22 protein-coding genes are annotated in these 22,578 nt (G+C 59.3%); 9 read left to right on the top strand and 13 right to left on the bottom strand.

Annotated elements, in window-relative coordinates; genetic code table 11:
- The first annotated feature begins 14 nt into the window (after positions 1 to 14).
- A complete protein-coding gene (locus PWG15_RS26870) occupies positions 15 to 848 on the top strand; it encodes an aldo/keto reductase (protein WP_275024565.1) in 834 nt (277 codons plus the stop codon).
- Between the two features lie 358 nt (positions 849 to 1,206).
- Positions 1,207 to 2,733, top strand: coding sequence for a cation:proton antiporter (locus PWG15_RS26865; RefSeq protein ID WP_275024564.1), 1,527 nt, complete (start codon positions 1,207 to 1,209; stop codon positions 2,731 to 2,733).
- Positions 2,734 to 2,883: 150 nt separating this feature from the next.
- Here the strand turns inward: PWG15_RS26865 and PWG15_RS26860 are convergent, their stop codons facing one another.
- Entirely contained in the window at positions 2,884 to 3,219 is a 336-nt protein-coding gene (locus PWG15_RS26860) for a hypothetical protein (RefSeq protein ID WP_275024563.1), read from the bottom strand.
- Between PWG15_RS26860 and PWG15_RS26855 the strand changes: the two genes are divergently transcribed.
- From PWG15_RS26855 to PWG15_RS26845, 3 genes are read left to right on the top strand one after another with little or no spacing between them, the layout of a single operon-like run.
- Positions 3,218 to 3,724 (top strand): cupin domain-containing protein, encoded by a 507-nt coding sequence (locus PWG15_RS26855; RefSeq protein ID WP_275024562.1) that lies wholly within the window; start codon positions 3,218 to 3,220, stop codon positions 3,722 to 3,724. The two genes, PWG15_RS26860 and PWG15_RS26855, sit on opposite strands and share 2 nt — an antisense overlap.
- A gap of 49 nt (positions 3,725 to 3,773) precedes the next feature.
- Positions 3,774 to 4,214: a putative quinol monooxygenase gene (locus PWG15_RS26850; protein ID WP_275024561.1), complete on the top strand. Its 441-nt coding sequence runs from the start codon at positions 3,774 to 3,776 to the stop codon at positions 4,212 to 4,214.
- A gap of 24 nt (positions 4,215 to 4,238) precedes the next feature.
- Positions 4,239 to 5,369 (top strand): L-dopachrome tautomerase-related protein, encoded by a 1,131-nt coding sequence (locus PWG15_RS26845; protein WP_275024560.1) that lies wholly within the window; start codon positions 4,239 to 4,241, stop codon positions 5,367 to 5,369.
- A gap of 113 nt (positions 5,370 to 5,482) precedes the next feature.
- On the opposite strand, the gene PWG15_RS26840 is transcribed toward PWG15_RS26845, so the two are convergent.
- From PWG15_RS26840 to PWG15_RS26825, 4 genes are all read right to left on the bottom strand, one after another.
- Positions 5,483 to 6,388: a LysR substrate-binding domain-containing protein gene (locus PWG15_RS26840; protein WP_275024559.1), complete on the bottom strand. Its 906-nt coding sequence runs from the start codon at positions 6,386 to 6,388 to the stop codon at positions 5,483 to 5,485.
- A 289-nt stretch (positions 6,389 to 6,677) separates the two neighbouring features.
- A complete protein-coding gene (locus tag PWG15_RS26835) occupies positions 6,678 to 7,652 on the bottom strand; it encodes a zinc-binding dehydrogenase (RefSeq protein WP_275024558.1) in 975 nt (324 codons plus the stop codon).
- 12 nt (positions 7,653 to 7,664) lie between these two features.
- Positions 7,665 to 8,372, bottom strand: coding sequence for an SDR family NAD(P)-dependent oxidoreductase (locus tag PWG15_RS26830; protein WP_275024557.1), 708 nt, complete (start codon positions 8,370 to 8,372; stop codon positions 7,665 to 7,667).
- 32 nt (positions 8,373 to 8,404) lie between these two features.
- Entirely contained in the window at positions 8,405 to 9,508 is a 1,104-nt protein-coding gene (locus tag PWG15_RS26825; protein WP_275024556.1) for a glycerol dehydrogenase, read from the bottom strand.
- 84 nt (positions 9,509 to 9,592) lie between these two features.
- Here PWG15_RS26825 and PWG15_RS26820 point away from each other — a divergent pair, with 84 nt between their 5' ends.
- The gene (locus PWG15_RS26820; RefSeq protein WP_275024555.1) at positions 9,593 to 10,375 is read left to right on the top strand and encodes a shikimate dehydrogenase family protein; all 783 of its coding nucleotides are present in this window, start codon (positions 9,593 to 9,595) and stop codon (positions 10,373 to 10,375) included.
- A 53-nt stretch (positions 10,376 to 10,428) separates the two neighbouring features.
- Here PWG15_RS26820 and PWG15_RS26815 read toward each other — a convergent pair whose 3' ends face one another.
- The 5 genes from PWG15_RS26815 to PWG15_RS26795 form a co-directional block, all read right to left on the bottom strand.
- Positions 10,429 to 11,427: an ABC transporter permease gene (locus tag PWG15_RS26815; RefSeq protein ID WP_275024554.1), complete on the bottom strand. Its 999-nt coding sequence runs from the start codon at positions 11,425 to 11,427 to the stop codon at positions 10,429 to 10,431.
- Positions 11,417 to 12,910, bottom strand: a complete 1,494-nt coding sequence (locus tag PWG15_RS26810) for a sugar ABC transporter ATP-binding protein (RefSeq protein ID WP_275024553.1) — start codon at positions 12,908 to 12,910, stop codon at positions 11,417 to 11,419. The genes PWG15_RS26815 and PWG15_RS26810 overlap by 11 nt, the downstream gene beginning before the upstream one ends.
- 55 nt (positions 12,911 to 12,965) lie before the next feature.
- Positions 12,966 to 14,207: a sugar ABC transporter substrate-binding protein gene (locus PWG15_RS26805; RefSeq protein ID WP_275024552.1), complete on the bottom strand. Its 1,242-nt coding sequence runs from the start codon at positions 14,205 to 14,207 to the stop codon at positions 12,966 to 12,968.
- 91 nt (positions 14,208 to 14,298) lie between these two features.
- A complete protein-coding gene (locus PWG15_RS26800; protein ID WP_275024551.1) occupies positions 14,299 to 15,288 on the bottom strand; it encodes a transketolase family protein in 990 nt (329 codons plus the stop codon).
- A gap of 1 nt (position 15,289) precedes the next feature.
- Entirely contained in the window at positions 15,290 to 16,168 is an 879-nt protein-coding gene (locus PWG15_RS26795) for a transketolase (RefSeq protein WP_275024550.1), read from the bottom strand.
- Positions 16,169 to 16,248: 80 nt separating this feature from the next.
- On the opposite strand from PWG15_RS26795, the gene PWG15_RS26790 reads away from it, so the two are divergent.
- Positions 16,249 to 17,757, top strand: a complete 1,509-nt coding sequence (locus PWG15_RS26790) for an aldehyde dehydrogenase (protein WP_425536769.1) — start codon at positions 16,249 to 16,251, stop codon at positions 17,755 to 17,757.
- Positions 17,758 to 17,760: 3 nt separating this feature from the next.
- Here PWG15_RS26790 and PWG15_RS26785 read toward each other — a convergent pair whose 3' ends face one another.
- From PWG15_RS26785 to PWG15_RS26775, 3 genes are all read right to left on the bottom strand, one after another.
- Positions 17,761 to 18,444, bottom strand: coding sequence for a GntR family transcriptional regulator (locus tag PWG15_RS26785; protein ID WP_275024548.1), 684 nt, complete (start codon positions 18,442 to 18,444; stop codon positions 17,761 to 17,763).
- 59 nt (positions 18,445 to 18,503) lie between these two features.
- Complete coding sequence (locus PWG15_RS26780) at positions 18,504 to 20,108, bottom strand: GMC family oxidoreductase (protein ID WP_275024547.1); 1,605 nt, start codon at positions 20,106 to 20,108, stop codon at positions 18,504 to 18,506.
- Between the two features lie 102 nt (positions 20,109 to 20,210).
- Positions 20,211 to 20,846, bottom strand: a complete 636-nt coding sequence (locus tag PWG15_RS26775; protein WP_275024546.1) for an HAD family hydrolase — start codon at positions 20,844 to 20,846, stop codon at positions 20,211 to 20,213.
- Positions 20,847 to 21,039: 193 nt separating this feature from the next.
- Between PWG15_RS26775 and PWG15_RS26770 the strand changes: the two genes are divergently transcribed.
- Positions 21,040 to 21,684 carry a bifunctional 4-hydroxy-2-oxoglutarate aldolase/2-dehydro-3-deoxy-phosphogluconate aldolase gene (locus PWG15_RS26770; RefSeq protein WP_275024545.1) on the top strand — a complete coding sequence of 215 codons (645 nt, stop codon included), beginning with the start codon at positions 21,040 to 21,042 and terminating at the stop codon, positions 21,682 to 21,684.
- Between the two features lie 57 nt (positions 21,685 to 21,741).
- Entirely contained in the window at positions 21,742 to 22,575 is an 834-nt protein-coding gene (locus PWG15_RS26765) for an SDR family NAD(P)-dependent oxidoreductase (RefSeq protein WP_275024544.1), read from the top strand.
- Positions 22,576 to 22,578: the final 3 nt, after the last annotated feature.

The raw sequence follows: 22,578 nt of genomic DNA, 5'->3' as shown, positions 1-22,578 counted from the left end.
TCGGAGAAAAACCAATGCATACTGTGACAGCCAACGGCGCCAGCATTCCGGCTCTCGGCTTCGGCACTTTCCGAATGCCTGGTCCGGACGTCATGAAAATTGTTCCCCACGCTCTGAAACTTGGGTTTCGTCACGTCGACACGGCGCAAATCTATGGCAACGAAGCGCAGGTCGGCGACGCGATCCGCAACTCGGGTGTACCTCGTGGCGACATTTTTTTGACCACCAAAGTGTGGGTCGAAAACTACAAGCGTGGCGACTTTACGAGATCAGTTGAGGAGAGCCTGAGGAAGCTCAAGACGGACTACGTGGACCTGCTGCTGCTGCACTGGCCAAATGAATTCGTTTCTCTTCCCGAACAGATCGCGTCACTGAACGAAGTCAAGGAGGCCGGGAAGGTTCGCCATATCGGAGTTTCCAATTTCAATACGCAATTAATGGGTGAAGCGATCAAGCTTTCCAAGGCTCCGCTCGTCACGAACCAGATCGAGTATCACCCGTACCTGGATCAGGACGTGGTGATAGCGGCGGCGTCGACGGCCGGTATGTCGGTAACAGGGTATTACGGTATGGCCGACGGCAAGGTCTTCGCCGACGCCTTGCTGAAAGACATCGGCGCAAAGCACAAAAAATCGGTCGCGCAGATCGTCCTGCGCTGGCTCATCCAGCAGGAAGGCATCGTGGCGCTATCCAAGACCGTAGGCGAAGCCCGCGCTGCTGAAAACTTTGCGATATTCGATTTTGAGCTCTCTGGCGACGAAATGGACGCGATCCACGGCTTAGCTAAGCCTGACGGCCGGATTGTCTCTCCAGAGGGGCTCGCTCCGGCCTGGGACAAATCTGCCTGAAACTCCGGAGGAGCGGACGGAGCCGCCGCTCGTCCCAGTATCCCGAAGTGAACTTGCGTGCGTCCCAAACGGGAGATTGTATTGAGCGCCTTCCGTTTCCCGGAAGCACGTTCGAAGCCAATTCCGGCGATCTTTTCACGGCCGGCGAATGAAACCACGGGCGAGTGCGGGCCTGATTTCGGGCAGAAGGCCTTGGCTGACTTGCCGTTAGACCCATAGGCCGAAAGGCGACGCCGGAACCAGTCTTGGTCGTCCTGCAGCGTGGGCGGCGTATGTGTACGGCGCGAAATTGGAACGCGCCCTCAGACGGAACCCATTGGGCCGCAGAGCCGGGTACGAACGTGACGAAAGGAATGTCATGAGTCTTGAATGGTCTGCCACCCTCATCATTTCTGTCGTTGCAGCCGTGACACTGCTGGCGCGCCAAATACGGATAGCCGATCCTATCTTGCTGGTCATCGCAGGCATCGGCTTGGCATTCGTACCCGGGCTTCCCAAGATCGCCGTCGATCCGAAAGCGCTGCTTCTTGCCGTCTTGCCGCCGATGTTGTTCTGGCACGCCTTCATCGTGACCCCGCGCGAGATCCGTGCGAACGCGCTTGCTGTCGGCTTGCTCGCACTGCCGCTCGTTGCACTTACCGTCGCGGCTGTCGCGGCTGTGCTCCACCTCGTCGCCGGCCTGCCATGGGCCGTTGCAGTGGTTGCCGGAGCCATTCTTGGCCCCACGGACCCAGTCGCCTTTCTAACGGTCGCGCGCCGATTGGGCGTCTCTCCGCGCCTTGTCGGCCTGCTCGACGGGGAGAATCTCCTGAACGATTTCACCGCCTTGGTGGTCTATGGCCTAGCCGTTGATGCCGTGCTGTCCGGTGCATTCTCGATTACAGACGCACCGTTCACGCTGCTGGCGACTGCGGTCGGCGGCATCGCGATTGGATTGCTCGTCGGCTATCTAGTATCGATCATCAATAGCCGGGTTTCTCATGCGCTCGTCGCTCCGATAGTCACCCTCTCCGGCGCGTACCTCGCGTTCCTGCCGGCAGAGGCTTTGCATGTGTCGGCTATTCTGGCGGCCGGTGTCGCCGGACGGGTGGCCGGAGCCAGATCGGCGGTTGTTGACGAACCGCAATCCCGTCTGGTTGGCTACGGCTTTTGGAACACGTTGATCTTCTTGCTAACAGCAATCCTCTTCGTACTCGTGGGATTGCAACTTCCTCTTGCTGTTCAAGGCACCGCTTCGGACATCGGGGTTCTGAAAATATGCCTGCTGGTCACAGTGGCTGTTGTGCTGACCCGTTTGCTTTTCACTTTGGGAATCGGATTATCGTTGCCAAACGTTGCACGTCGGATGAGCAAAGCAGGCTATAGATGGCCCTGGGCGGAGAGCCTCGTTGCTGGTTGGTCGGGCATGCGCGGGGCGCTGTCGCTCATTATGGTGATGACACTGCCTGGAGACTTTCCCTATCGCGATCTGCTGCTAATCGTGACGTTCTCGGTGTTGCTCGCGACGCTCCTGGTCCAAGGGTTGTCGCTTCCTCTTGTCATTCGATGGCTGCCCGTCGAGCGAGACAATCTAACCAAGCAGGAGATTGCCTTGGTCCGCGACGCCGCTCATGCCGCTGCCTCGGACCGACTGAATGCGATGGAAGCTTTAGGTGAGATCCGCCCGGATGAAGCGGATCGCCTGCGAAGCATGTATCGATGGCGCCAATCGTCGGCAGCGATGGAAACGAAGGACATTGAACTTAACCTTATCCGCGCCGAGAGGGCAGAAATACTGCAGATGCGGCGGCGCGACGTGATTAGCGACGAGGTCATGCGCGAGCTGGAAGCTGAGCTTGATATGCGCGTGGTCATTTTGACAGGTGAAACGCCGTTCTCGGGCTAGTCCAAGATCCAACTTTCTCTTGCGCCGCAGGTGCTTAAGGGAGAAATTAGCTCTCGCAAAGCACCCGGTACGGCCCCAGAATCGAGGCCGTCGGTTGATACCGTCCCCGCGATTTCAGCGCGTCCGCCGACGGATGCGGACAATCCGCCATTAAGGGCGTCGCTCCAAGGAGATGGCGGCAGCACGAGCGCGGCCGCCGATCCATTTCGGACGGTCACGCACCAGCTTACCTTGAAATGCGGGGCTGTGAGGCCGCGCGCCAACATTCCTGTTCGAGCCAAGAGGCACGCCGCGCAATTGGCATTTGCGCGGCCTTTGCATGTAATCCGGCGCTTCAAGTCTTGCGTCCAGATTCACAGGTGATGTGAAGATTGGTCGGATTATCAAGAAAATAATTTCCGACACAATACATGGCGTCGTCATGTAAAGCACGATTGATGTGGCGACTGTCAATGTATTGTCTAAAAAAATATAGGAGATTTCCATGCATGCGAAACATAAAAAATGGCAGGCACTTTTCGCTGTTGCCATCATCGCCCTCCCGGCCGGTCTTTCCGATGTCGGCCCTGCGGCGGCTCAAGGTATTTCTGAAGATTACGTCGTCTTCAATGCCCCTGAAGTGGCGAAAGACTTTCCTTCGTCCGCCGCCACCGTGGTCGTCGACAAGCGTCTGGTGGAGCAGCCCACATCGGGTCTGCGCGTTGAGCGCGTCTATCAAACGATACCGCCGCACAAGCACGAACGCACCGACGTCTACAACTACCTGGTTTCTGGCCGTGCAAAGTTTGCAGTCGGCGATCAGCCCGCTCAGGAAATCGGTCCTGGCACGACAATTTTCGTCAAGAAGGGGACAGTCCACTCGTTTCCCGAACTGATCGAAGGGCCGCTTGTCTTCGTGACCATCGAAACGCCCCCGCGTGACCCGTCGGACGTCGTCTTCGTCGGCCAGAGTGCTGACAAGGCCTTCATTTCCACCGAGCAGCCGAAATAGTCGGCATGGTGTCCAGAAAATCATCTTCAAACAATGCCGGAGGAATCCAATGACCAATGCACATAGACAAGGGGATGGCGTAACTCGCCGCCATCTGGCGAAAAGTCTCGGCGCGGGAGCGTTTATGACTGCGGCTTTCGTGGGTTCGGCCAACGCGCAGACTCCTGCCGGGACCGCCCCACCCTTCGAACTCCCGCAGGGCGCGGTGACGGTTGTCGCCTACCTTCAGGCTAGCGGAGGACGGGAAAACAAACTCGCGGAAATCAGCAGTCACTTGATGGCTGAAGTTCGCGAAAACGAACCCGGCAACCTTCTTTTTCAGACCCATCGGGGCGCGGACGTGCCGGGCCTCATACTCTTCTACGAGGTCTTCGCCACCGAAGAAGCATTCCAGGCGCACAAGGACGCCGAGCACACCAAGCGTTGGTTTCGCGAGATCGAACCACTGGTCGCCGGCCCGGTCCAAGTTTTCGTCCTTCGTGCCGTGTGAAATCTAAGACAGAAAGGTAAGATCATGAACTCCTCATGGAAAATGGCGTTGGGTGCCGCTGCCGTTGCAGCAGGCGCACTGGCTTTCATCGCCGGCGCCTCGGCCGCCGAATTGGAAACGATTGCGAAGTTCTCCGATTTTAGACCGGGGAATCCAGCGATCAGCGACGATGGTCGGCTTTTTGTGACGATGTCGGCGTTGGGCGGATCAAAGCTCAACGTTGTCGAAGTTCTCAAGGACGGCACCACCAAGCCGTTCCCGGATGAGGCTTGGTCTGGCAAGCCCGGATCGCGGGATGTGGTGGGAATTAATTCCACGATTGGAATCCAAGCAACGTCCGACGGAACTCTCTGGGTTCTCGACATGGGAAATCGCTCGGCCTCACCCGCCCAGCCCCCGAAGCTTGTCGGCTGGGACCTCGACAGCGGACAGCTGAAGCAGGTGTTCTTCATCCCCGATCCGGTACTGCGCGACAATTCCTTCCTGCAGGACTTCGCGGTTGACGTGGAGCGGGGGGTCGCGGTCCTTGCCGACATGACCCAACCCTTCGCAAGCGACGAGGGCCCGGCGCCGAGCAATCCAGCGTTCGTCATCGTCGATCTCAAAACCGGAATGACGCGCCGCGTCCTCGAGAACGATCCGAGCTTCAGCCCGAGCGGCGAACCTATTGTCATTGACGGCACGACGGTTCTGCACAAACCAAAGAACGGTCCGTCTTTCCCGCCGACGTATCCGCTGAACCCCGTTTCGATCGATCCCGATTTCAATTGGGTCTACTTTGGAGCGATGGGCAACAAAGTCGTCTACCGCATCCCTGCAGAGGCGCTCGCTGATGAATCACTTGACGACGCCGCTCTATCCAAGCGGATCGAGCGTTATGCCGACAAGCCGGAGACGGACGGCTTTGACGTTGACAACAAGGGACAAGTCTACGTCACAGATGTCGAGAACTTTGCAGTCGGGGTGACTTCGCCAGCGGGCTACAAGGTACTCGCGCAAGACAAAGAGAAGCTAACTTGGCCTGACGGTGTTTCCGTTTCAAAGGACGGCTGGCTGTACATCGTGTCAAACGAATTGAACACCTTGGCAGCATTGAACAACGGAGAGGACGTTTCGTCTCCACCCTACTACGTCCACAGACTGAAACTCGATTAACATAAATAGCATTTTCTACAGTGCGCAGAATAGAGGAGGGCGGCTCGCTAGAGCCGCCCTTGTTGCAATTTCCGTGCGCCCTGGAAGCGAGCGCAGCGCATCACCGAATAGGGCTAAGATCGTCCGGACATGAAGTTCTGAAGACGCGGCACTATGAAATCAAGAAAGATCCGAACGCGCTGCGGAACGTTTTGGCCACCGAGGAAGATGGCATGCACTTCCTCGGTGTCCTGACCTGTATCCGCAAGGATCTCGACCAAAGTTCCGGCGGCCAAATCGGCGTCAACATGAAAATCAGCAAGTCGTGCTACTCCGGCGCCGGCGACGGCAAGGCGTCGAACGGTCTCGCCGTTGTTGGCAAGAAAGTTCCCGTGGACTAGGCGGTCGACGATGCGGCCTCCTTGGCTGAGGGGCCACACTGGCTGTGAGCGTCGAAAATTGAACCCGAGACAGTTGTGGTTATCGAGATCTTCAATGACTGCCGGTACACCGTGTTTTTCAAGATACCCGGGCGAGGCGACCATTCGCCGACGCGCTACCCCGATCCGCCGTGCCGTTAGCGACGAATCGGTCAAGGCTCCCACCCGAAAGGCGATATCGGTGCGGTCCAAGTAGAGATCAATGATCTCGTCTGACAGTGAGAGATTGACAACAATGCTCGGATGTTTGCTCCAAAATTCCATGAGCAGCGGCTCAATGCCGAATGTCCCAAAAGCGACCGAGGCATTTACGCGGATTGTGCCGCGGGCGGTGCGCGCGTCTCGGGTCAACGAACCTTCGATCTCCTCAAGTTCGGAAAGCAGTTGACTGCTTCGCTCATAGTAGAGGCGTCCTTCGTCGGTCATCACCAACTTGCGTGTGGATCGTTCGAGCAGTCGCACGTCGAGCCGCTGTTCGATGCGCTGGACAAGCCTGCTTACGGTCGACGGCGTCATCAACAGCAGTCGCGCGGCTTCGGAGAAGCTGCCGGCTTCGACGACTCTCACAAAAACCAACATTTCACCCGCTCTGTTATCCATCCGCCTTCCTATCCAATGTCATCCGGTTGCTATCCCCAGCGCGGCAGCGGATGTAAGCAGGGCCTAGGGCCATCTGCTCATCCGTGGGTTCTACAAACAGTTTGTCTCACCGTGTTGCGGCTGCACCAAGTCCGTCATCAGAATTGCAGTTCAGCAAGAGATGAGGCAACTGTCCAACGACGGTCGAATGGGCTGGGGAGGCCAGCAGTCAGCTCGCGGATACGCCAGGAGCGAAGAGGCCTCGTGCAAAAGTGCGGCAGCGAAGCGCAATTCGGTTCCTGGCGGAAGGCTAGATCGCGACCACGCGATTACCGGGGTTCGGACCGGCCTTGAGGCGATTGAGCGCGTTCGGGAGGTCGCCGAATTCAGCAATCTCAATAATCTGTGGATCGAAAACGCCCTTGGAAATACCCTGCGCGATCTCGGCGCCGGCCGCGACCAGCCGACCCCACTGACGATCACAGGCGTGCAAGTGCATGGCATTCAGACCGACTTCGTGTAGCGAGATGGTCGTGGAAAAAGCGGGAAGAGGTGCGGCCTCCTGCCTATCTTGAATGCAGACCAAATGGCCGTTTGCTGTTAATAGCGGGGCAAGGCTCGCGGCGTGAGCGCCGCTGACCATGTCAAATACGGCATGGAGCGGCTGCTGTTTGGCTCGTCGCGCCCAACCGTCCTTCCAGCCCTCCTTGCGATAGTCCGTGACCGTTGCCGCGCCAAGACTCAGGAGGCGATCGAATTGTGGAGACGAACCGACCGCGTGGACGATCCAACCTCGGACGTGAGCCAGTTGGAGCAGAGCCCCGCCGACCGCACCTGAGGCGCCGGTAACGAGTACGTGGCAGCCGGACTGGAGGTTTACCTTCTCAATTGCCTGATGCGCGGTAAGCCACGGGCAGGGGATTGCCGCCGCGGTCGCAAAAGGAAGCGCATCGGGCAACGGAATCGCCGAACGGGCAGGGATCACCGTATACTCGGCGAACGAGCCGGGCTTGAGCAGGTCGTTGTGATAGGCAACCCGTGCGCCGGCCTCGATCTGGCATACGCCTTCGCCGACCGCTTCTACCACACCGGCGCCGTCGACACCGGGAACATGCGGCCATTCCCATGCATCATGGCCCCAGAGGATGAACTTCCAATCAACCGGATTAAGACCGACAGCACGGTTGCGTATGAGCAGCTCGTTCCGCCCCGGCCTGGGGACAGGTCTATCACGAAGTTGCAATACGTCCGGATCGCCCGTCTCGTCGTGAACCCAAGCTTTCATGTCAAATCCCCTCTAGCAAACAGAGTAACCGCCATCTACGGGAATCATTGCGCCCGTCACGTAGCCAGCATCTTCTGAGAGGAGAAATCGCACGACGGAGGCGACTTCAGCTGGCTTTGCCCAGCGACCCAACGGAATGCGGGCGCCGATACGTTGCGCCCGCTCGGCGTCCGTGCGGGCCTTCTCAGAAATTCGCGTTTCCACCCAACCTGGAGCGACCGAATTGACACGCACGCCTCGCCCAGCCCAAGCAACAGCTTGAGATCGCGTCACTGCAGCGACGGCGCCTTTGCTCGCAGTGTAAGCTGGCGCGCCAGGCGAACCGAAAATTGCCCACATGGAAGCGACGTTGACGACCGAACCGCCTGCCGCTTGCAGTCGATCAAGGAGGGCGTTGGCAAAGGCGAAGCCCGCGGTTACGTTGACACGCATCACCTGTTCAAAGGCTTCGGTCTCCCACTCCTGTTGGTGACGCAACATCCCAGCGCAATTGACAAGGCCCGCTACTGGCAGGCCTTCCGGCAACGCCGCGACACTTGCTGCAGTGTCCGTGATGTCGACCTGGCGGAATGTGACCGCCTCGTTCAGGTCGGGGTCCCGATCGAGGCCAAGCGCGACAACCCTGTAACCGCTTTCGATTAGTAGTTCTGCCACGGCGCGACCGATGCCAGTGCCTCCGCCAGTAACAACCGCAAGGCGTTCTTCCATTTGATTGAGCATCTTGTCTCCTTTTGTCTTAAAAATGGTCCAGATTATGCGGGCGCCGCTTCCACGGCCACCATCGCAGCGACGAGATCGTCGATCGTGACTGGATGAGGGAAGTTCAGCATGTGCGGCACAGCGATCGAGGCTTCGGCAACCGTACTCAGGTGCTGCCGTTCAATCGGATGACCGGCAAGGGAAGCAAGGTTTCGAGGCAGACCCACGTGTCGATAGAGATCGTCAAGGGCGGGCGACATGGGCTCGACCATGAGCTGGTGATGCACTGCTAGCCCGTAGGCCACCTGAAATCCGTGGGGTCGACGCGCAACGCCTGGGATGCGCGGCAGACCCCGGGTCAGGGCATGCGGGACCGAAAGACCACCGCTTTCAAAGCCCAGTCCCGCCATCAATATCATGGCTTCAACAGCCGCCTCGAACTCCTCTGTCGGGTTTCCAGAGCCGGCCGCATCGTAGGCGGCCATGCCGTATTCGATCAGCGTGTCGTAGCAAAGGGCGGCGATCGTGCCGGCAAGTTGGGTCGGGCGTGCGCGGAACATGGTCAGGCCGCGGCCATTGGCGCACGCGGCGGCCTCCGCCTTTTTTGAGAGAGCATCACCCAGTCCGGCCGCAAACATGAATTTCGGGGCTCCGGCGAGCAACTCGGTGTCTACGACCACGAAATCTGGATTGCGCGCGAGATGCCTGACTTCGACCAGCATTTCTTGTTCGTCATACAGAACGTAATTCTTGCTAGTCGGCGCATCGTTTGAAGCGACTGTGGGAAGTGTGATCAGCCGCAGGTCGCGAATGTCGGCTAGCGCCTTTCCCGCGTCTATTGCCCGCCCACCGCCAGCAGCGATGACGATGTCTGGCGCGCCGTAGCCCAAGGCGCTCGATAGTTGCTGCCCGGTTTCAGGGGTGAGCACCCCGGAGAACGGCAGAATCTGAAGCGAGACTCCAGACGTTCGGCAAGATTTCCGCAAAACATCGCGCACTAGCGGAAGTATCTGAGCGTCCGCAACCAGTACGGCACTCTTGCCGAGCTGCGCGGCAAAAGTGCCTGTTCGGTCAAGGATCCCGCGCCCCTGGACGTAACGTGACGGGGCGCCGAAAACTTTGAGTTGGGAGTCAAAAATATTTAATGGGGAGGTCATCTTTGCCCTCGTTGATATGTCATATATGATATATAATTGTGGTCGGCGCGCAAGCGTCTAATTTGCCCGTTTGAGGAAAAACAGATGATTTCTGGAAATACGCGTTTCGTTCCCCTTCTCGCCCATCCGTGTCGCCATGTGCGCACGCCGCCCCTCTTCAATGCCGAGTGCGAAAGGCAAGGCTTGGACATGATCATGGTGCCGCTAGACGTGCGCCCCGACATGCTGCAACAGACCGTCTTTAGCTTGCGGGCCGTGGAAAACGTCGCGGGCATGGTCATCACCATCCCACACAAGGGATCGGTGTCCGCCTTGTGTGATCGTAGGGTGGGGGCCGCGGAACTGGTCGGTGCCTGCAATGTGATCCGCAGAGAGGCTGACAGCACCTTGACGGGGGGGATGTTGGATGGAGAGGGCTTCGTTGCGGGGCTTCGGCACGAAGGCCATGAGCCTGCCGGGCGGCGGACGTTGCTTGTGGGCGCGGGCGGTGCCGCGAGCGGTGTGGCTCATGCTTTGCTTCAAGCGGGTGTCGTTGACCTGACGATCGCCAACCGGTCTTCCGAGAAGGCAGAGTACCTCGCAAGACAGCTTGCCGTTTCCTTCCCGCATGCCCGGGTCGTGGTGGGCTCGGCCCACCCAGGCGGATACGATTTGATTGTAAATGGAACGGCGCTCGGTATGCATGAAGGGGACCCTTTGCCGGTGGATCCCGTTGGGCTCGATAAGGGTTCTGTCGTCGCGGAGGTGGTCATGCAGCCGGACATGACGCCCTTGCTCATCGCGGCCGAAGCGAGCGGATGCCGGGTTCACAGAGGAATCCATATGATTGAGCAACAAGTGCAACTGCTGGTCGATTTTCTCAGATAAGAGAAAAAAAGGGTCCGCATCGACTCGCGATGCGGACCAGGCGGCCGGGAGGATCAGATGCGGCGCGTCGCGTGTGCACCGAAGCCTTGCATGAGCACCGCTAGGATGATGATGACGCCCTTGATGATTTGTTGCGGGTAGGCGGGGACGCTCATGAGATTCATGATGTTGCCGATCAGCCCGAGGATTAGGACGCCAATCATCGTGTTCGTCACCGTGCCCTTGCCGCCGGAGAGCAGGGCGCCGCCGATCACGCACGCCGCGATGGCGTCCAGCTCCAGACCGACGCCCGTTACGGGTGTGCCGACCGCCGTGCGCGCAGTGACGAATACGCCCGCAAGAGCCGATAGCGCGCCGCAGAGCGTAAAGGCGAGGAACTTGTAGCGCCATACCGGCAGGCCGGCGAGGCGGACAGCATTCTCATTGCTGCCGGTTGCGACGGTGAGCCGCCCCCAGCTTGTCTGGCGGAGCAGGAACACGAAGAGCGCGATTACGAGCAATACCGACAGCACGGGCCAGGGCACGTTGACCCCAGGGACGCCTTTACTGCCGAACTCCGTAAGGATCTGTGCGGTAGCCAAGTCGCGCGGAAAGCGGACAGGCTGGCCGTTCGACAGCATGTAGGCAAGCCCGCGGGCCATCGTCATCATCGCGAGTGTGGCGACGAATGACGCCATTCCGAAACCTGCCACGAGCAGGCCGTTTATGGCTCCCAGCAAGGTCCCGAAAAGCACCGCGCCAAGGATGCATACCAGCAGTGCCGCTCCTCCTTCGAAAGGCAACATCGGCATGGCCATGGCCACGCCCATGCCGCCGATCGCGGCCGCGGAGCCCACCGAGAGATCAATCCCGCCCGTCAGGACTACCAGCAGCATGCCGATGGAAACGAGCGCCAGCGGCGCAAGCTGCCGCAGCAGATTGGAGATGTTCTGCAGGGTCAGGAAGTGCTCCGACAACATCGCGGAGACAACCAGAAGTGTCGCCAGCATGATGTAGATGTTGTAGTTTATCAACGTAGAAACGAGGCCGGTGGCCCTTCGATTATTGGACATTTTCAGGCCCCATTGCCAATTCTATGATTCCCTCTTCCGTTATGAGATCACCGCAGAGCTCGCCGGCGATGCGCCCGGAGTGCATGACGACCACTCGATCGCACATGCCGATCAGTTCGAGCATTTCGGAGGACACCATGACGATGGCGGCTCCGTTGGCCGCCAGTTCGTTGATGACGCGATAGATCTCAACCTTGGCGCCTACGTCTACTCCGCGCGTCGGCTCGTCGAGTAGAAGTACGTCGCATCCGGAAACGAGCCATTTCATCAGGACAACCTTTTGCTGGTTGCCCCCCGAAAGAGTGCCGGCATCAGCATCGATGCTCGCCGTCTTCAAGTTGAGTCCTTTCCGCAGGGACTCGGTAGCGGCTCGCTCTTTGCGATTCCGAAGCAACCCCAAAAAGCCGAGATGGGGGTTGACCGGAGTTAGCATCGCGTTCGTGAGAATCGACATGTTCAGAAGACATCCCTCGCGTTTCCGGTCCTCCGGCACCAGGCCGATTCCAGCGCGCACCGCCCCGCCCGGACGACGGACTCCCAAGGCTTGACCCCGGAGGCGAACTTCGCCCTCAGAGAGCGGATCGGCTCCGAAAATGGCACGTAGAACCTCCGTGCGGCCGGCTCCGACCAGTCCGCCTATCCCGAGGACTTCGCCGCGTCTAACGTTGAATGTGACGCCTGAGACGAGCGCGCCCGTTGCCAGGTTCTCAACCTCCATGGCGACGGGGCCGAGGGTTACCTCACGCCGCGGAAAGAAGTCCGTCAGCTCGCGACCGATCATCAGGTTGACAAGGCTCTTATGATCAAGGGCAGCCGTCTCCCAGGTCCCGACGGTCGCGCCGTCTTTCAGTACGGTCACGCGATCACAGAGGCTAAAGATCTCGTCCAGACGGTGAGAGATGTAGATGATACAGACGCCCCGGTCACGCAGTTGCCGCACGAGTTTGAAGAGCTTCTCAGTCTCGTGGTTGGTAAGTACCGCGGTCGGTTCGTCCAGTATCAGGATCGAGCATTCTCGGGAGAGAGCCTTGCAGATCTCGACGACCTGCTGGTGGGCGACCGTGAGGTTGCCGACGATTTCATCAGGATCAACGTCATCAAAGCCCATTCCGGAAAGAAGCGCAGCCGCGCGCGCCCTCATAGCCTTCCTGTCGATTACGAAGTTGTGACCCAAAGCTTCGATGAGAATGTTCTCTGCCACTGTCAGGTGCTGAGCGAGGGAGAATTCCTGGTAGATGATCGATATTCCTCGGCGCATCGCGTCGTGGGGGCTGGCAATGCTGACCGGTTCACCGTCGATGCGGATTTCGCCCCTGTCGTGCTGATAGGCGCCCGCGAGAACCTTCATGAATGTCGATTTGCCGGCGCCATTTTCGCCCATGAGGGCGTGCACTTCGCCGGACCGGGCAGAGAACTGCGCATCGTCAAGTGCGGCGATGCCGCCGAACTCCTTGGAAACCCCCCGCATTTCTAGGCGGTCCATCATAACCTCCTGTCTGATGGGGCGGGCCGAGCTGGCCCGCCGTTCTTGGCCTTGTTCAGCCGTTGAGATCGTCGATCGACTTGAACTGCGGAACTGTGTAGCGGAAGAAGGGATTCGACGTGTCCGGATCAATAAACTCGTCGACGTTCTTCTCTGTCACGATTTGCGACGGGTAGTAGGAACCCAGTGGCAGATTGCTGGCGTCAAAGCCCTTATCGAAGATCTGGTTGATCAACGTCATGACGCCTTCGCCGGTATGCGAGCCAGAGCAAAGGCCCGTCACCAGCATGTCACCTGACTTCACCAGCTCGAGGGCAGTGCGAAAACCGTCCGCCGCGCTCGCTACCGCGATCTTGCCCTTTAGCCCCTGGTTGTCGATGGCGCGCAATGCGCCCATGCCCATGAAATCGTTCTCGGCGAGAATGATGTCGAGTTTCGACGAATGGGCTGTGAGAATATCCTCGGCCGCGTCGAGGCCGCCTTCCTCCGTCCAAAGTCCGACGCCCATCGAGACCACACTCAATTTCGCCTCTGGGTAGTCGAACGAACCGCCGGTCTTCAGTTGCAGGAATTTGTTGAACCCGGCTAGCATCGCGTCTTCCTTGGAAAGACCGAGGCCAAGCTGCTGAGAGCGCTCGTAGATGATACCCGTGATCATGCCGTTGACCCGGCTCTCCGAAGTCGAGTTGCCGACGGTGCCGAGGATCGCGGCAGCGGTGATTTGCTTGTCGGCACCATAATGTTGCGCGACATACCGGCCTGCCTCGAAGCCATTGCCATACGGGTTGAAGAGAACGGTCGTGAGGATCGGGCTTTCATCCGGCACCGTTCCGAGTGCGATCACAGGAATACCGGCGTCAACGGCACGCTGCGCGTCTGCGGCTGCTGCGGCTAGGTCAGTCGGATCCATGACGATCACGTCAACCTTCTTTGCGATGAAGGCGTCGATCTGGGCGGATGTTTTTGCTGGATCTCCGTCGGCGACCTGCACATCGAGCTCGTAACCGTATTCATTGGCCTTGGCCTTGGCAGTATCGACGACGCTCACAAACCAGGGGTTTCCAAGAGTTATCTCCGTCCAGCCAATCACAAGTTTCTTGCTTTTGTCGCGCGGCCCGGCCGGCAACCCTTTGGGCATTTCCGAGCGGTCGGCCAATTTGGGTTCTATGACACCGGACAGTGCCGAATTCGGTAGAAGCTTATAGATTTCGTGCTTGTCAGCGGCCGTCGCTGTCGTCGTGGCGAAGGCCAATGCGGCCGTGCACAGCATCAGCGATGCGGATTTCAGGAACTTCATAGTTTCTCTCCCTCGGTTGAAGTTCGATGTGATGACCGATCCGCAACGCGGATCGGAAACCGCGCACCCTCCCGGTGCGCGGCGACGGTTGTCAGCGGATGATCTCGCGGACAACCGATTCGATGCCGGCCTCGTCGAGCCGGTAGTGGGCGTAGAGATGCGTCGGCGGCGCGATCAACGCGTATTCGTCGCGGATGCCGTGCCGCACGAGTTTCGCCGGGCTACCCTCCTCAGCGAGTACTTCGGCAACGGCAGCGCCGAGACCGCCGAGGATGTTGTGCTCTTCGATTGTCAGGATCACCTTCGAACGGGCGGCTGCCGCAAGAATGGCATCCCGATCGATCGGCTTGACGGTCGCCATGTCGATGACACCGACGCTGCGGCCATCGGCGTTGAGCTTTTTGGCGACTTGAACCGAGGGGTGTACCGGGAGACCGCAGGCGATGATGGTCACCTCTTCACCCTGTGCATGTTCGATTGCCTTTCCGAATGTAAACTCGGACTTGGGATCGTAGAGGTCCGGTTCGCGACCTCGGCCAGTGCGGAAGTAGATGGGACGGTCGTGGTCTGCCGAGGCACGGATCGCAGCTTCGAGTTGCGGGCCGTCGGCGGTGGAGACGACCGTGAGATCCGCAATCGAACGCATCGTGCCAATGTCTTCGGTGGCGTGATGCGACGTGCCGTAGAAGCCCATCGAGATGCCCGTGTGATGGCCGATCAGACGGACGGGGAGGGCGCAGTAGGCGACGTCCATACGGATCTGCTCGCAGGTGAGCAGACCGAGGAAGGAGGCGAAGGTCGCCACATAGGGCATCGTGCCTGTTGTCGCGATGCCTGCGGCAGCCGACACCATGTTCTGCTCGGAGATGCCGAATCCGAAATATCGGTCGGGGAAGCGGGCGGCGAAGCGGTTGAGGCCGTTGGAGTATTGAAGGTCCGCGGAGCCGGCGACGACGTCACGTCCTTCCTCGACGAGCGAGATCAGCCCGTTGGACAGGTGGTCCAGGCCGGGGTTCTTCATGTTGAGTTCGCGGTAGTGCCAGGAGTTTGGCGAATTCGGCCGGAGGTTGGCAATGCTCATGTCAGATCACCTTGGAGAGAATTTCTTGGCGGGCTGCTTCCGCGTCGGAAGGGTCGAGGTAGCCGAGATGCCAGCCGGGCTCCGTCTCCATGTAGGAGACACCCTTGCCTTTCAGGGTGCGCGCAATGATGCAGCACGGTTTCTCGCGGGTGCTGTCGGCCTTCACGCGGCGCAGCAGCGAGGTCAGCTCGGCGATGTCATGGCCATCGACGACATGCACCTCCCAGCCGAAGGCACGCCATTTCTCATCCAGCGGTTCGATCCCCATGACGTCGTCGACGGCACCGTCGAGCTGATAGCCGTTGCGGTCCACGATCGCGACGAGGCGGGACAGCTTATAGTGTGCCGCGCCGATAGCCGCTTCCCAGACTTGACCCTCCTGCATTTCACCGTCGCCGAGCATGACGAAGGTTGTGAAGGCGCGACCCTGGCGGCGGCCGTTAAGCGCCATGCCGAGACCGTTCGACAGGGCATGCCCAATGGAGCCAGAGGAAAAGTCGACGCCCGGAACCTTACGCATGTCGGGATGGTCGCCAAGCGGGTTTCCGAGCCGGGTATATCCGTTCAGAATATCGGTGGGGATGTAGCCGAGTTCCGCGAGGATCGGAAAGAGACCCACGGCAGCGTGCCCCTTGCCCATCAAAAATCGATCGCGGTCGGGCCATTTGGGATCTGCTGAAAGAGCCATCACGTCGTAATAGAGCGCGGCGAAGATCTCGGCCGCGGAAAAGACTGACGTGTAGTGTCCGACCTTCGCTATCTCGATGAGTCTGATTGTTTCAAGACGCACAAACTGCGCGCGATCTCGTAGCCGCGCTATCTCGGCTTCGGTTGGTTTGAAATCGTTTCTGATTGGCTGCGTCACACGCCTCTCCTTCATTTTCCGATCGCGAACGTCGGTAACAACTGCCTTGCGATTTCGGGATCTAACATGATATATGATATATTGTCACGAACAAAATGGAGGAGATCGTGAATCTCACACTGACGAAAACGGAAATCGCTGCGATCCGCAGCCGGATCGCAATCAAGGGCCAGGCGTTCATCGATGGGCGCTTTGTCGACGCGGCTTCCGGGCAAACGTTTGAAGACATTTCGCCACGCGATGGTCAGGTCATCGCCCGAGTCGCAGCTTGCGATGTACAAGATGTCGATCGTGCCGTAGCTGCGGCGCGCCGGGCGTTCGAGACGGGCGTGTGGCGCGACAGGACACCCAAAGAGCGTAAGAAGGTGCTTCAACGCTTCGCAGCGTTGTTCGAGAAGCACATGGACGAGCTTGCCGTCCTCGAGACGCTCGATATGGGAAAGCCTGTTTCAGAGAGCCGCAATATCGATGTGAATGTCGTGCTAGACACGCTGCAATGGTATGCGGAATGCCCGGACAAGCTTTATGACGAAATCGCGCCGACAGGCCCCAACCAGTTGGCGACGATCACCCGCGAGCCCGTCGGCGTCGTTGGCGCCGTGGTCCCTTGGAACTTCCCGATGCTGATGGCGACCTGGAAATTCGCTCCGGCACTCGCCATGGGCAACTCGGTCGTTCTGAAGCCCGCCGAGCAATCCCCACTGACAGCGATCCGGCTGGCGGAACTCGCCGCTGAAGCCGGGATACCGGACGGAGTTTTCAACGTCGTACCCGGTTTCGGTCCCACTGCCGGCAAGGCGCTCGGAATGCATATGGATGTCGACTGCCTCGCATTTACCGGCTCCGGCGAAGTCGGCAAGCTGTTCTTGCAGTATGCCGGACAATCCAACATGAAACGCGTCTATCTTGAGTGCGGCGGAAAATCGCCGAACATCATTCTCGATGACGTGCCTGAACTCCGGGCTGCTGCTGAGCGTGCCGCCACGGCAATCTGCTTCAATCAAGGGGAGGTATGCGTCGCGCCGTCGCGGTTGATTCTCTCCGAGCGAATTCAGGACCAATTTCTTGAGATCGTCGTCGACACTGTGAAGTCGATCCAGCCGGGCGATCCACTTGATCCGGCGACGAAACTCGGTGCGCTCGTCGAAAGCAGCCACCGGGATCGCGTCGAAGGATACATCGCGAAAGGCAAGGCAGAAGGCGCGCGGCTCGTATTCGGCGGAGACAGGCCAAAGAACACGCCGGACGGCTACTATGTCAATCCGACCATCTTCGCAAATGTCACCAACGACATGACCATCGCCCGTGAAGAAATCTTCGGTCCGGTCCTTTCGACAATAACCGTCGCAGATGACGAGGAGGCCGTACGCGTCGCCAACGACAGCTCATATGGCCTCGCCGCGGCCGTTTGGACACGCGATCTGTCGCGTGCTCACCGGATGGCTCGCAAGCTCCGGGCCGGCACGGTTTGGGTGAACTGCTACGATCACGGGGATGCGACAGTACCGTTTGGCGGGTTCAAGCAGTCGGGCAACGGCCGCGACAAGTCGTTGCACGCACTCGATAAATACACCGAGCTCAAGACGACTTGGATTGAACTGTGATTGTCAGGAGGCGGCTTCGGCCGCCTCCTTTGCCTCTAGCCATTCAACCATCACTGTGCCGACGCCAATATCCGCCTGAATGGCGCGTCGCGCAGCTTCGGGATCACGCGCAGCGAGGGCGCGAAGCACATCATAATGACCATGCGTCCCGCTTACGAGAACGCGGGTGGGCGTGTTGAGGTGGTAGAGATGGATAAGCGGCCCCATTTGCGCCCACATGCTTTCGATGGTCGCGTAGAGCAGCGGCATCTCAGCGGCATCCGCGAGCTTGAAATGAAACTCGCGATTGATGCGTGACGCTTCGAGCGGGTCGCTTGCTGCCGCGCTTGTGAAATCGCTCTGCAGGGCTTCCAGCCTGCTGAGATCCTTCTGAGATATTTTCAAGGCAGCCTGGGCGGCTGCCTCCCCTTCGAGAAGGCGCCGGATTACCTGTATCTCCCGCAACTCGGAGGGAGTCAGACTCCGGACTTGTATCGAGGTGGCTGCCCGCATTTCCAGCGCGCGCTCCGTCACGAGGCGAAAAATCGCCTCTCGCACGGGGGTGATGGAGACGCCGAGTTGCTCCGCCAAACTCGCGATTGTCAAACGTTCGCCGGGTTCGTAACGGCCGTCCATCAGGGATGCGCGGATGGTGCCATAAACCTGTTCTGAGAGGTTACCCTTATTGATTTTTGGCAGTTGACTCATTTGACGATCCGCGGCGTGTCCCTGATTTGACTTTCAAGCCCTAGCACAGCATTGCAGCATCACGCGTTCGATGGCGCAAGCGGTTGCAGTCCTCGTATGAGATCGGAAGCCTTTTCTCCGATCATTATCGCGGTTGCGTTCGTATTGCCCGAGATAAGTGTTGGCATGATTGAGTTGTCCACAACTCGCAGGTTCCGCAGTCCGTGAACTCGGAGCTCTGGATCGACCACCGCCATGTCGTCGTGTCCGATCCGACAAGTTCCAGCTGGGTGATAGACCGTCTTGCCCTTGGAACGCACGTAGGCTGCGAGGGCGTCGTCGTCCTCGATCGCCTTTCCGGGGTACGCCTCCGTCGTTTCGACGTACGCCGCAAACGAAGACTGAGCCAAAATCTCCCGCGCGAGCTTCAATGCCTTCACAGACAGCCTCATGTCTTCTGGTGCAGTCAAATACCTTGGGTCCACGATCGGGTGATCGGCCGGATTGGCGGAGCGGAGCCGAATCTCACCGCGGCTTTCCGGACGCAGCACGCATGGGTTTACGGTGGCGCCTGCACGTTTGACCGACTCCTGATCGCTGTCCATGAATACGATCGGCACGAAGTGCATCTGGATATTCGGCTCGGCCTCCATGTCGTCCACGTTCACGAACGCACAAGCCTCCGTCACGTTGGACATCACGGGTCCCGACTTAAAGAAGAGATACTGAAGACCGTTGCGAATTGAACGGAAGAAGGTGTCTTCGCCGTAGTAGCCGTATCGTCCGGTGCAATAGCGAATGGCCGGAAACTCGAGATGATCCTGGAGGTTCTGGCCCACTCCGTCCAATCGATGTCTAACGGCGATGCCGTGGCGCCGCAACTCGGCTTCCGGGCCAACGCCTGAGAGCATAAGGAGCTTTGGCGTTTGGACCGCTCCGGCTGACAGGATCACTTCCTTGTCTGCTCGGACCGTCTCAATCTTCCCGTTGCGGACGTATTCGACGCCGGTCGCTCGATCTCCCTCGAAGAGGATTCGGGTGACATGGCAGCTGGTACGGATCTCGAGATTGCCGGTCTTCATCGCCGGTCGCAGATAGCCGACTGCCGCGCTGCAGCGACGGCCATTGCGGGTCGTCGTCTGATTGAAGCCGACGCCGCGTTGGCGCGCGCCGTTGAAATCGGACGTGAACGGGATACCAGCTTCTTGAGCGCTTCGCACGAATGCGCGGGTAAGGTCGGTAATTTGCCTAGGATCGGAAACGCCGAGTGGTCCGTTCGTCCCGTGGTAGGCATCGGAAAACCGATCGTTATCCTCGGCTCGCCGAAAATACGGCAGGACGTCGCTGTAGCCCCAGCCATCTGCGCCGAGGCGGGCCCAATCGTCGTAGTCGCGGCGCTGGCCCCGGACGTAGATGGCCGCGTTGACCGAGCCTCCTCCGCCAAGCACTGCACCTTGCGGCATTATGGGTGAACGGCCGTTCAGTGCCGCTTGTCGCTCGGTCTGGTAATGGTAGAGGAGGTCCGTATCCAGGAGCTTCACGAAACCCGCGGGAATGTGGATAAGTGGATTGGTATCTCGTGGACCGGCCTCTATCACCAACACTTTGCCAGCATCGGCGAGCGCCAGACGGCCCGCGAGGGCGCTTCCGGCGGAACCGCCCCCAACAACTACGTAATCCACCATTGATTCCTCCCAAGTAGAACGATAATATATCATATATTCTAATGGAAGCGAGAGTGGTTCGTCAACCGCCACGAGGCGGCTGTGAGAGGCGCGCGAGTGGCGTCATGCTGGTTCGAGTACTTCCTGCTCCAATTGGCTCATCGACGAAAGGGTCCTGACGCCCGCCGGTGCCGAGCTATGGCTGTGCGGCACAAAGACCGTCTCGATGCCGGCGGAAAGGGCCGCCGCCGCGCCGCTGGCGCTGTCTTCGACAATCAAGCACTCGTGGGGCTCGACGCCTAACAAGTATGTGGCTCTCAGATATCCCTCGGGGTCAGGTTTGCCCCGCAACACGTCGTTTCGAGCGACGGTGACGAGACCCGGTCGTGCAAGGCCGGCAACTCGCAGATTCACGTCGACGATCGCGCGGTCGCTGTTTGAGACCACCGCCTGGCGAATGTTCGCGGCGTCCAGTCGGTGCCATGTTAGCACGGCATCGTCGTAGCCTCTGAGCTGGTCGGCCGCGCGGAAGTAAAAGTGGTGCTTGCGGCGCTCCCATTCCAAAGGACCGGCGCGTAGTCCGAAGTCACTGACCATGTTTCGGTAAATCTCGTCTGCAGAGCGCCCGACCACCCGTTGCATGAGGTCCGTTGGAGGCGTCAATCCAGCCTCCTCCATGGCTAAGGCAAGGGCCGAAACGGCGATGCCTTCGCTGTCAACCAATGTGCCATCCATGTCCCACAAGACTGCCTTGATCATTGTCGTTCCGCGCTGTTCGAGATTGAGGTCATTGCCTTTTTACCAGTGGCCACACGGGTTTCGCGCGCCTCTGGATGAAGTGCTTTTGAATTTCGTTCTGTACAAAAAATAAAAATCAATTTTTTTATGGTTGCGCAATAACAAATTTCATTCTATCAATCACGCACGGTAACGAATTCGATTGGAGGAAGCGATGAAGTCAACCGCCGCCGACGTCTCCGCACGCGTCGCTGCTGCCGGCATTCTGCCCGTTGTGGTGCTGGACGCCCTTGCAGATGCTATTCCGCTTGCGACAGCGCTGCTGGAAGGCGGCTTGGCTGTAGCGGAGATAACCTTCCGCACGGCGGCGGCTGCAGGCGCGATTTCTCTTATCCGCAACAGCGTCCCGGAAATGTTGATCGGGGCTGGTACGGTGCTGACGAGGGAGCATTTGGCGGCAGCCGGTAGCGCCGGCGCACAGTTCATCGTTACGCCGGGTTTCAATCCCGCAATCGTGGAAGCTTCGCTTGCTGCTGCGCTGCCGATCGTGCCGGGCGTCAACAACCCGACGGGTGTCGAACAAGCGATGAGCTTCGGGCTGGAGGCGGTGAAGTTTTTCCCGGCGGAGCCGAGTGGCGGGGTGCCATTTCTCAAGGCGCTCGCTGGACCATATCCGGGCATGCGCTTCGTTCCGACCGGCGGGATTGGTCCGGCCAACCTGGCCTCTTACCTGGCGCTTCCCACGGTTCTTGCCTGCGGTGGCTCCTGGATGGTGGACGCAAAGCTCATCCGAGAAAGAAATTTCAAGGAAATCAGTCGGTTGACTGCAGAGGCCGTCGCCCTGGCCGCTAGGGGCTGAGGCGGCTTTCACAACGTTCGAAACAGGCTCCGGAAGGGGCGAAACACGGAGGTTCAAATGGCTAGCAACACCCTATCTGAGGGGCTGTCCCTCAAGGGGAAATCCTGCATCATCACGGGTGCGGCGTCCGGCATCGGCGAGGCGGTCGCACGGATCTACGCGCAAAACGGCGCCAAGGTCGCCATGATTGACTTTGACCGCGAGCGCCTTGAGCGCGTCGCTAGCGAGATCAAAGCTGATGGTGGTACGGTTCTGCCGATCTACGCCGACGTCTGCGAGGAAGAAACCGTCCGCTCCTTCTTCAGGCAGGTCAACGAAGCCTTCGGTTCGATCGACGTGGTCGTCAATTCCGCCGGGCGCGACAGTCTTGCGCCACCGGTCACCCGCGTTACCCTCGACGAATGGAACAAGACGATCGGTCCGAACCTGACGGCGGTCTTCCTGTGCTGCCGCGAAGCTTTCCTCTACATGGAAAAGCAAGCTGAGGGCGGTCGCATCATCAATATGGGCTCGTCCTCCACCCGCGTCGCCTCCGGGCCGGGCCATAGCCCCTACCGTGCTTCGAAACATGGCATGCTGGGCTTCTCCAAGAACATTCTTCTCGAAGGCAAAGACAAGAAGATCGGGGTGACGGTGCTCAATCCGAGTCACGTCAAGACGCCGATGACCGAGATCATCGACAAGGGCCTCTACGACGGCGATCTTGAAGCCTACGTGGACGGTTGGCTCGACGAGAAGGAGATCAAGGAAGGCATCCACGCCTCCTGCATCGACGTCGACAACGTCGCTTGGCTGGCGCTCTACGTTGCCACGCGCACTCCGGACGTCACGATCCCAACCATCTCGCTCTATCCGACCCACAAGGCCCACCGCTACGGCATGGAGGTGTGACGC

It is taken from the genome of Ensifer adhaerens (assembly GCF_028993555.1).
Classification (GTDB): domain Bacteria; phylum Pseudomonadota; class Alphaproteobacteria; order Rhizobiales; family Rhizobiaceae; genus Ensifer; species Ensifer adhaerens_I.
Note: the sequence above shows the minus strand (reverse complement) of the source record. Positions and strands in the feature narration are given on the sequence as shown.

Excerpts from the sequence above, each read along its gene's own strand:
- PWG15_RS26790 (WP_425536769.1), top strand. The coding sequence starts at position 16,249 with ATGGAGGAGATCGTGAATCTCACACTGACGAAAACGGAAATCGCTGCG.
- PWG15_RS26815 (WP_275024554.1), bottom strand. The coding sequence starts at position 11,427 with ATGTCCAATAATCGAAGGGCCACCGGCCTCGTTTCTACGTTGATAAAC.
- PWG15_RS26770 (WP_275024545.1), top strand. The coding sequence starts at position 21,040 with ATGAAGTCAACCGCCGCCGACGTCTCCGCACGCGTCGCTGCTGCCGGC.
- PWG15_RS26860 (WP_275024563.1), bottom strand. The coding sequence starts at position 3,219 with ATGGAAATCTCCTATATTTTTTTAGACAATACATTGACAGTCGCCACA.
- PWG15_RS26845 (WP_275024560.1), top strand. The coding sequence starts at position 4,239 with ATGAACTCCTCATGGAAAATGGCGTTGGGTGCCGCTGCCGTTGCAGCA.
- PWG15_RS26855 (WP_275024562.1), top strand. The coding sequence starts at position 3,218 with ATGCATGCGAAACATAAAAAATGGCAGGCACTTTTCGCTGTTGCCATC.
- PWG15_RS26795 (WP_275024550.1), bottom strand. The coding sequence starts at position 16,168 with ATGAAGGAGAGGCGTGTGACGCAGCCAATCAGAAACGATTTCAAACCA.
- PWG15_RS26805 (WP_275024552.1), bottom strand. The coding sequence starts at position 14,207 with ATGAAGTTCCTGAAATCCGCATCGCTGATGCTGTGCACGGCCGCATTG.
- PWG15_RS26775 (WP_275024546.1), bottom strand. The coding sequence starts at position 20,846 with ATGATCAAGGCAGTCTTGTGGGACATGGATGGCACATTGGTTGACAGC.
- PWG15_RS26870 (WP_275024565.1), top strand. The coding sequence starts at position 15 with ATGCATACTGTGACAGCCAACGGCGCCAGCATTCCGGCTCTCGGCTTC.
- PWG15_RS26835 (WP_275024558.1), bottom strand. The coding sequence starts at position 7,652 with ATGAAAGCTTGGGTTCACGACGAGACGGGCGATCCGGACGTATTGCAA.
- PWG15_RS26780 (WP_275024547.1), bottom strand. The coding sequence starts at position 20,108 with ATGGTGGATTACGTAGTTGTTGGGGGCGGTTCCGCCGGAAGCGCCCTC.
- PWG15_RS26820 (WP_275024555.1), top strand. The coding sequence starts at position 9,593 with ATGATTTCTGGAAATACGCGTTTCGTTCCCCTTCTCGCCCATCCGTGT.
- PWG15_RS26825 (WP_275024556.1), bottom strand. The coding sequence starts at position 9,508 with ATGACCTCCCCATTAAATATTTTTGACTCCCAACTCAAAGTTTTCGGC.
- PWG15_RS26800 (WP_275024551.1), bottom strand. The coding sequence starts at position 15,288 with ATGAGCATTGCCAACCTCCGGCCGAATTCGCCAAACTCCTGGCACTAC.
- PWG15_RS26840 (WP_275024559.1), bottom strand. The coding sequence starts at position 6,388 with ATGGATAACAGAGCGGGTGAAATGTTGGTTTTTGTGAGAGTCGTCGAA.
- PWG15_RS26810 (WP_275024553.1), bottom strand. The coding sequence starts at position 12,910 with ATGGACCGCCTAGAAATGCGGGGGGTTTCCAAGGAGTTCGGCGGCATC.
- PWG15_RS26785 (WP_275024548.1), bottom strand. The coding sequence starts at position 18,444 with ATGAGTCAACTGCCAAAAATCAATAAGGGTAACCTCTCAGAACAGGTT.
- PWG15_RS26865 (WP_275024564.1), top strand. The coding sequence starts at position 1,207 with ATGAGTCTTGAATGGTCTGCCACCCTCATCATTTCTGTCGTTGCAGCC.
- PWG15_RS26850 (WP_275024561.1), top strand. The coding sequence starts at position 3,774 with ATGACCAATGCACATAGACAAGGGGATGGCGTAACTCGCCGCCATCTG.
- PWG15_RS26830 (WP_275024557.1), bottom strand. The coding sequence starts at position 8,372 with ATGCTCAATCAAATGGAAGAACGCCTTGCGGTTGTTACTGGCGGAGGC.
- PWG15_RS26765 (WP_275024544.1), top strand. The coding sequence starts at position 21,742 with ATGGCTAGCAACACCCTATCTGAGGGGCTGTCCCTCAAGGGGAAATCC.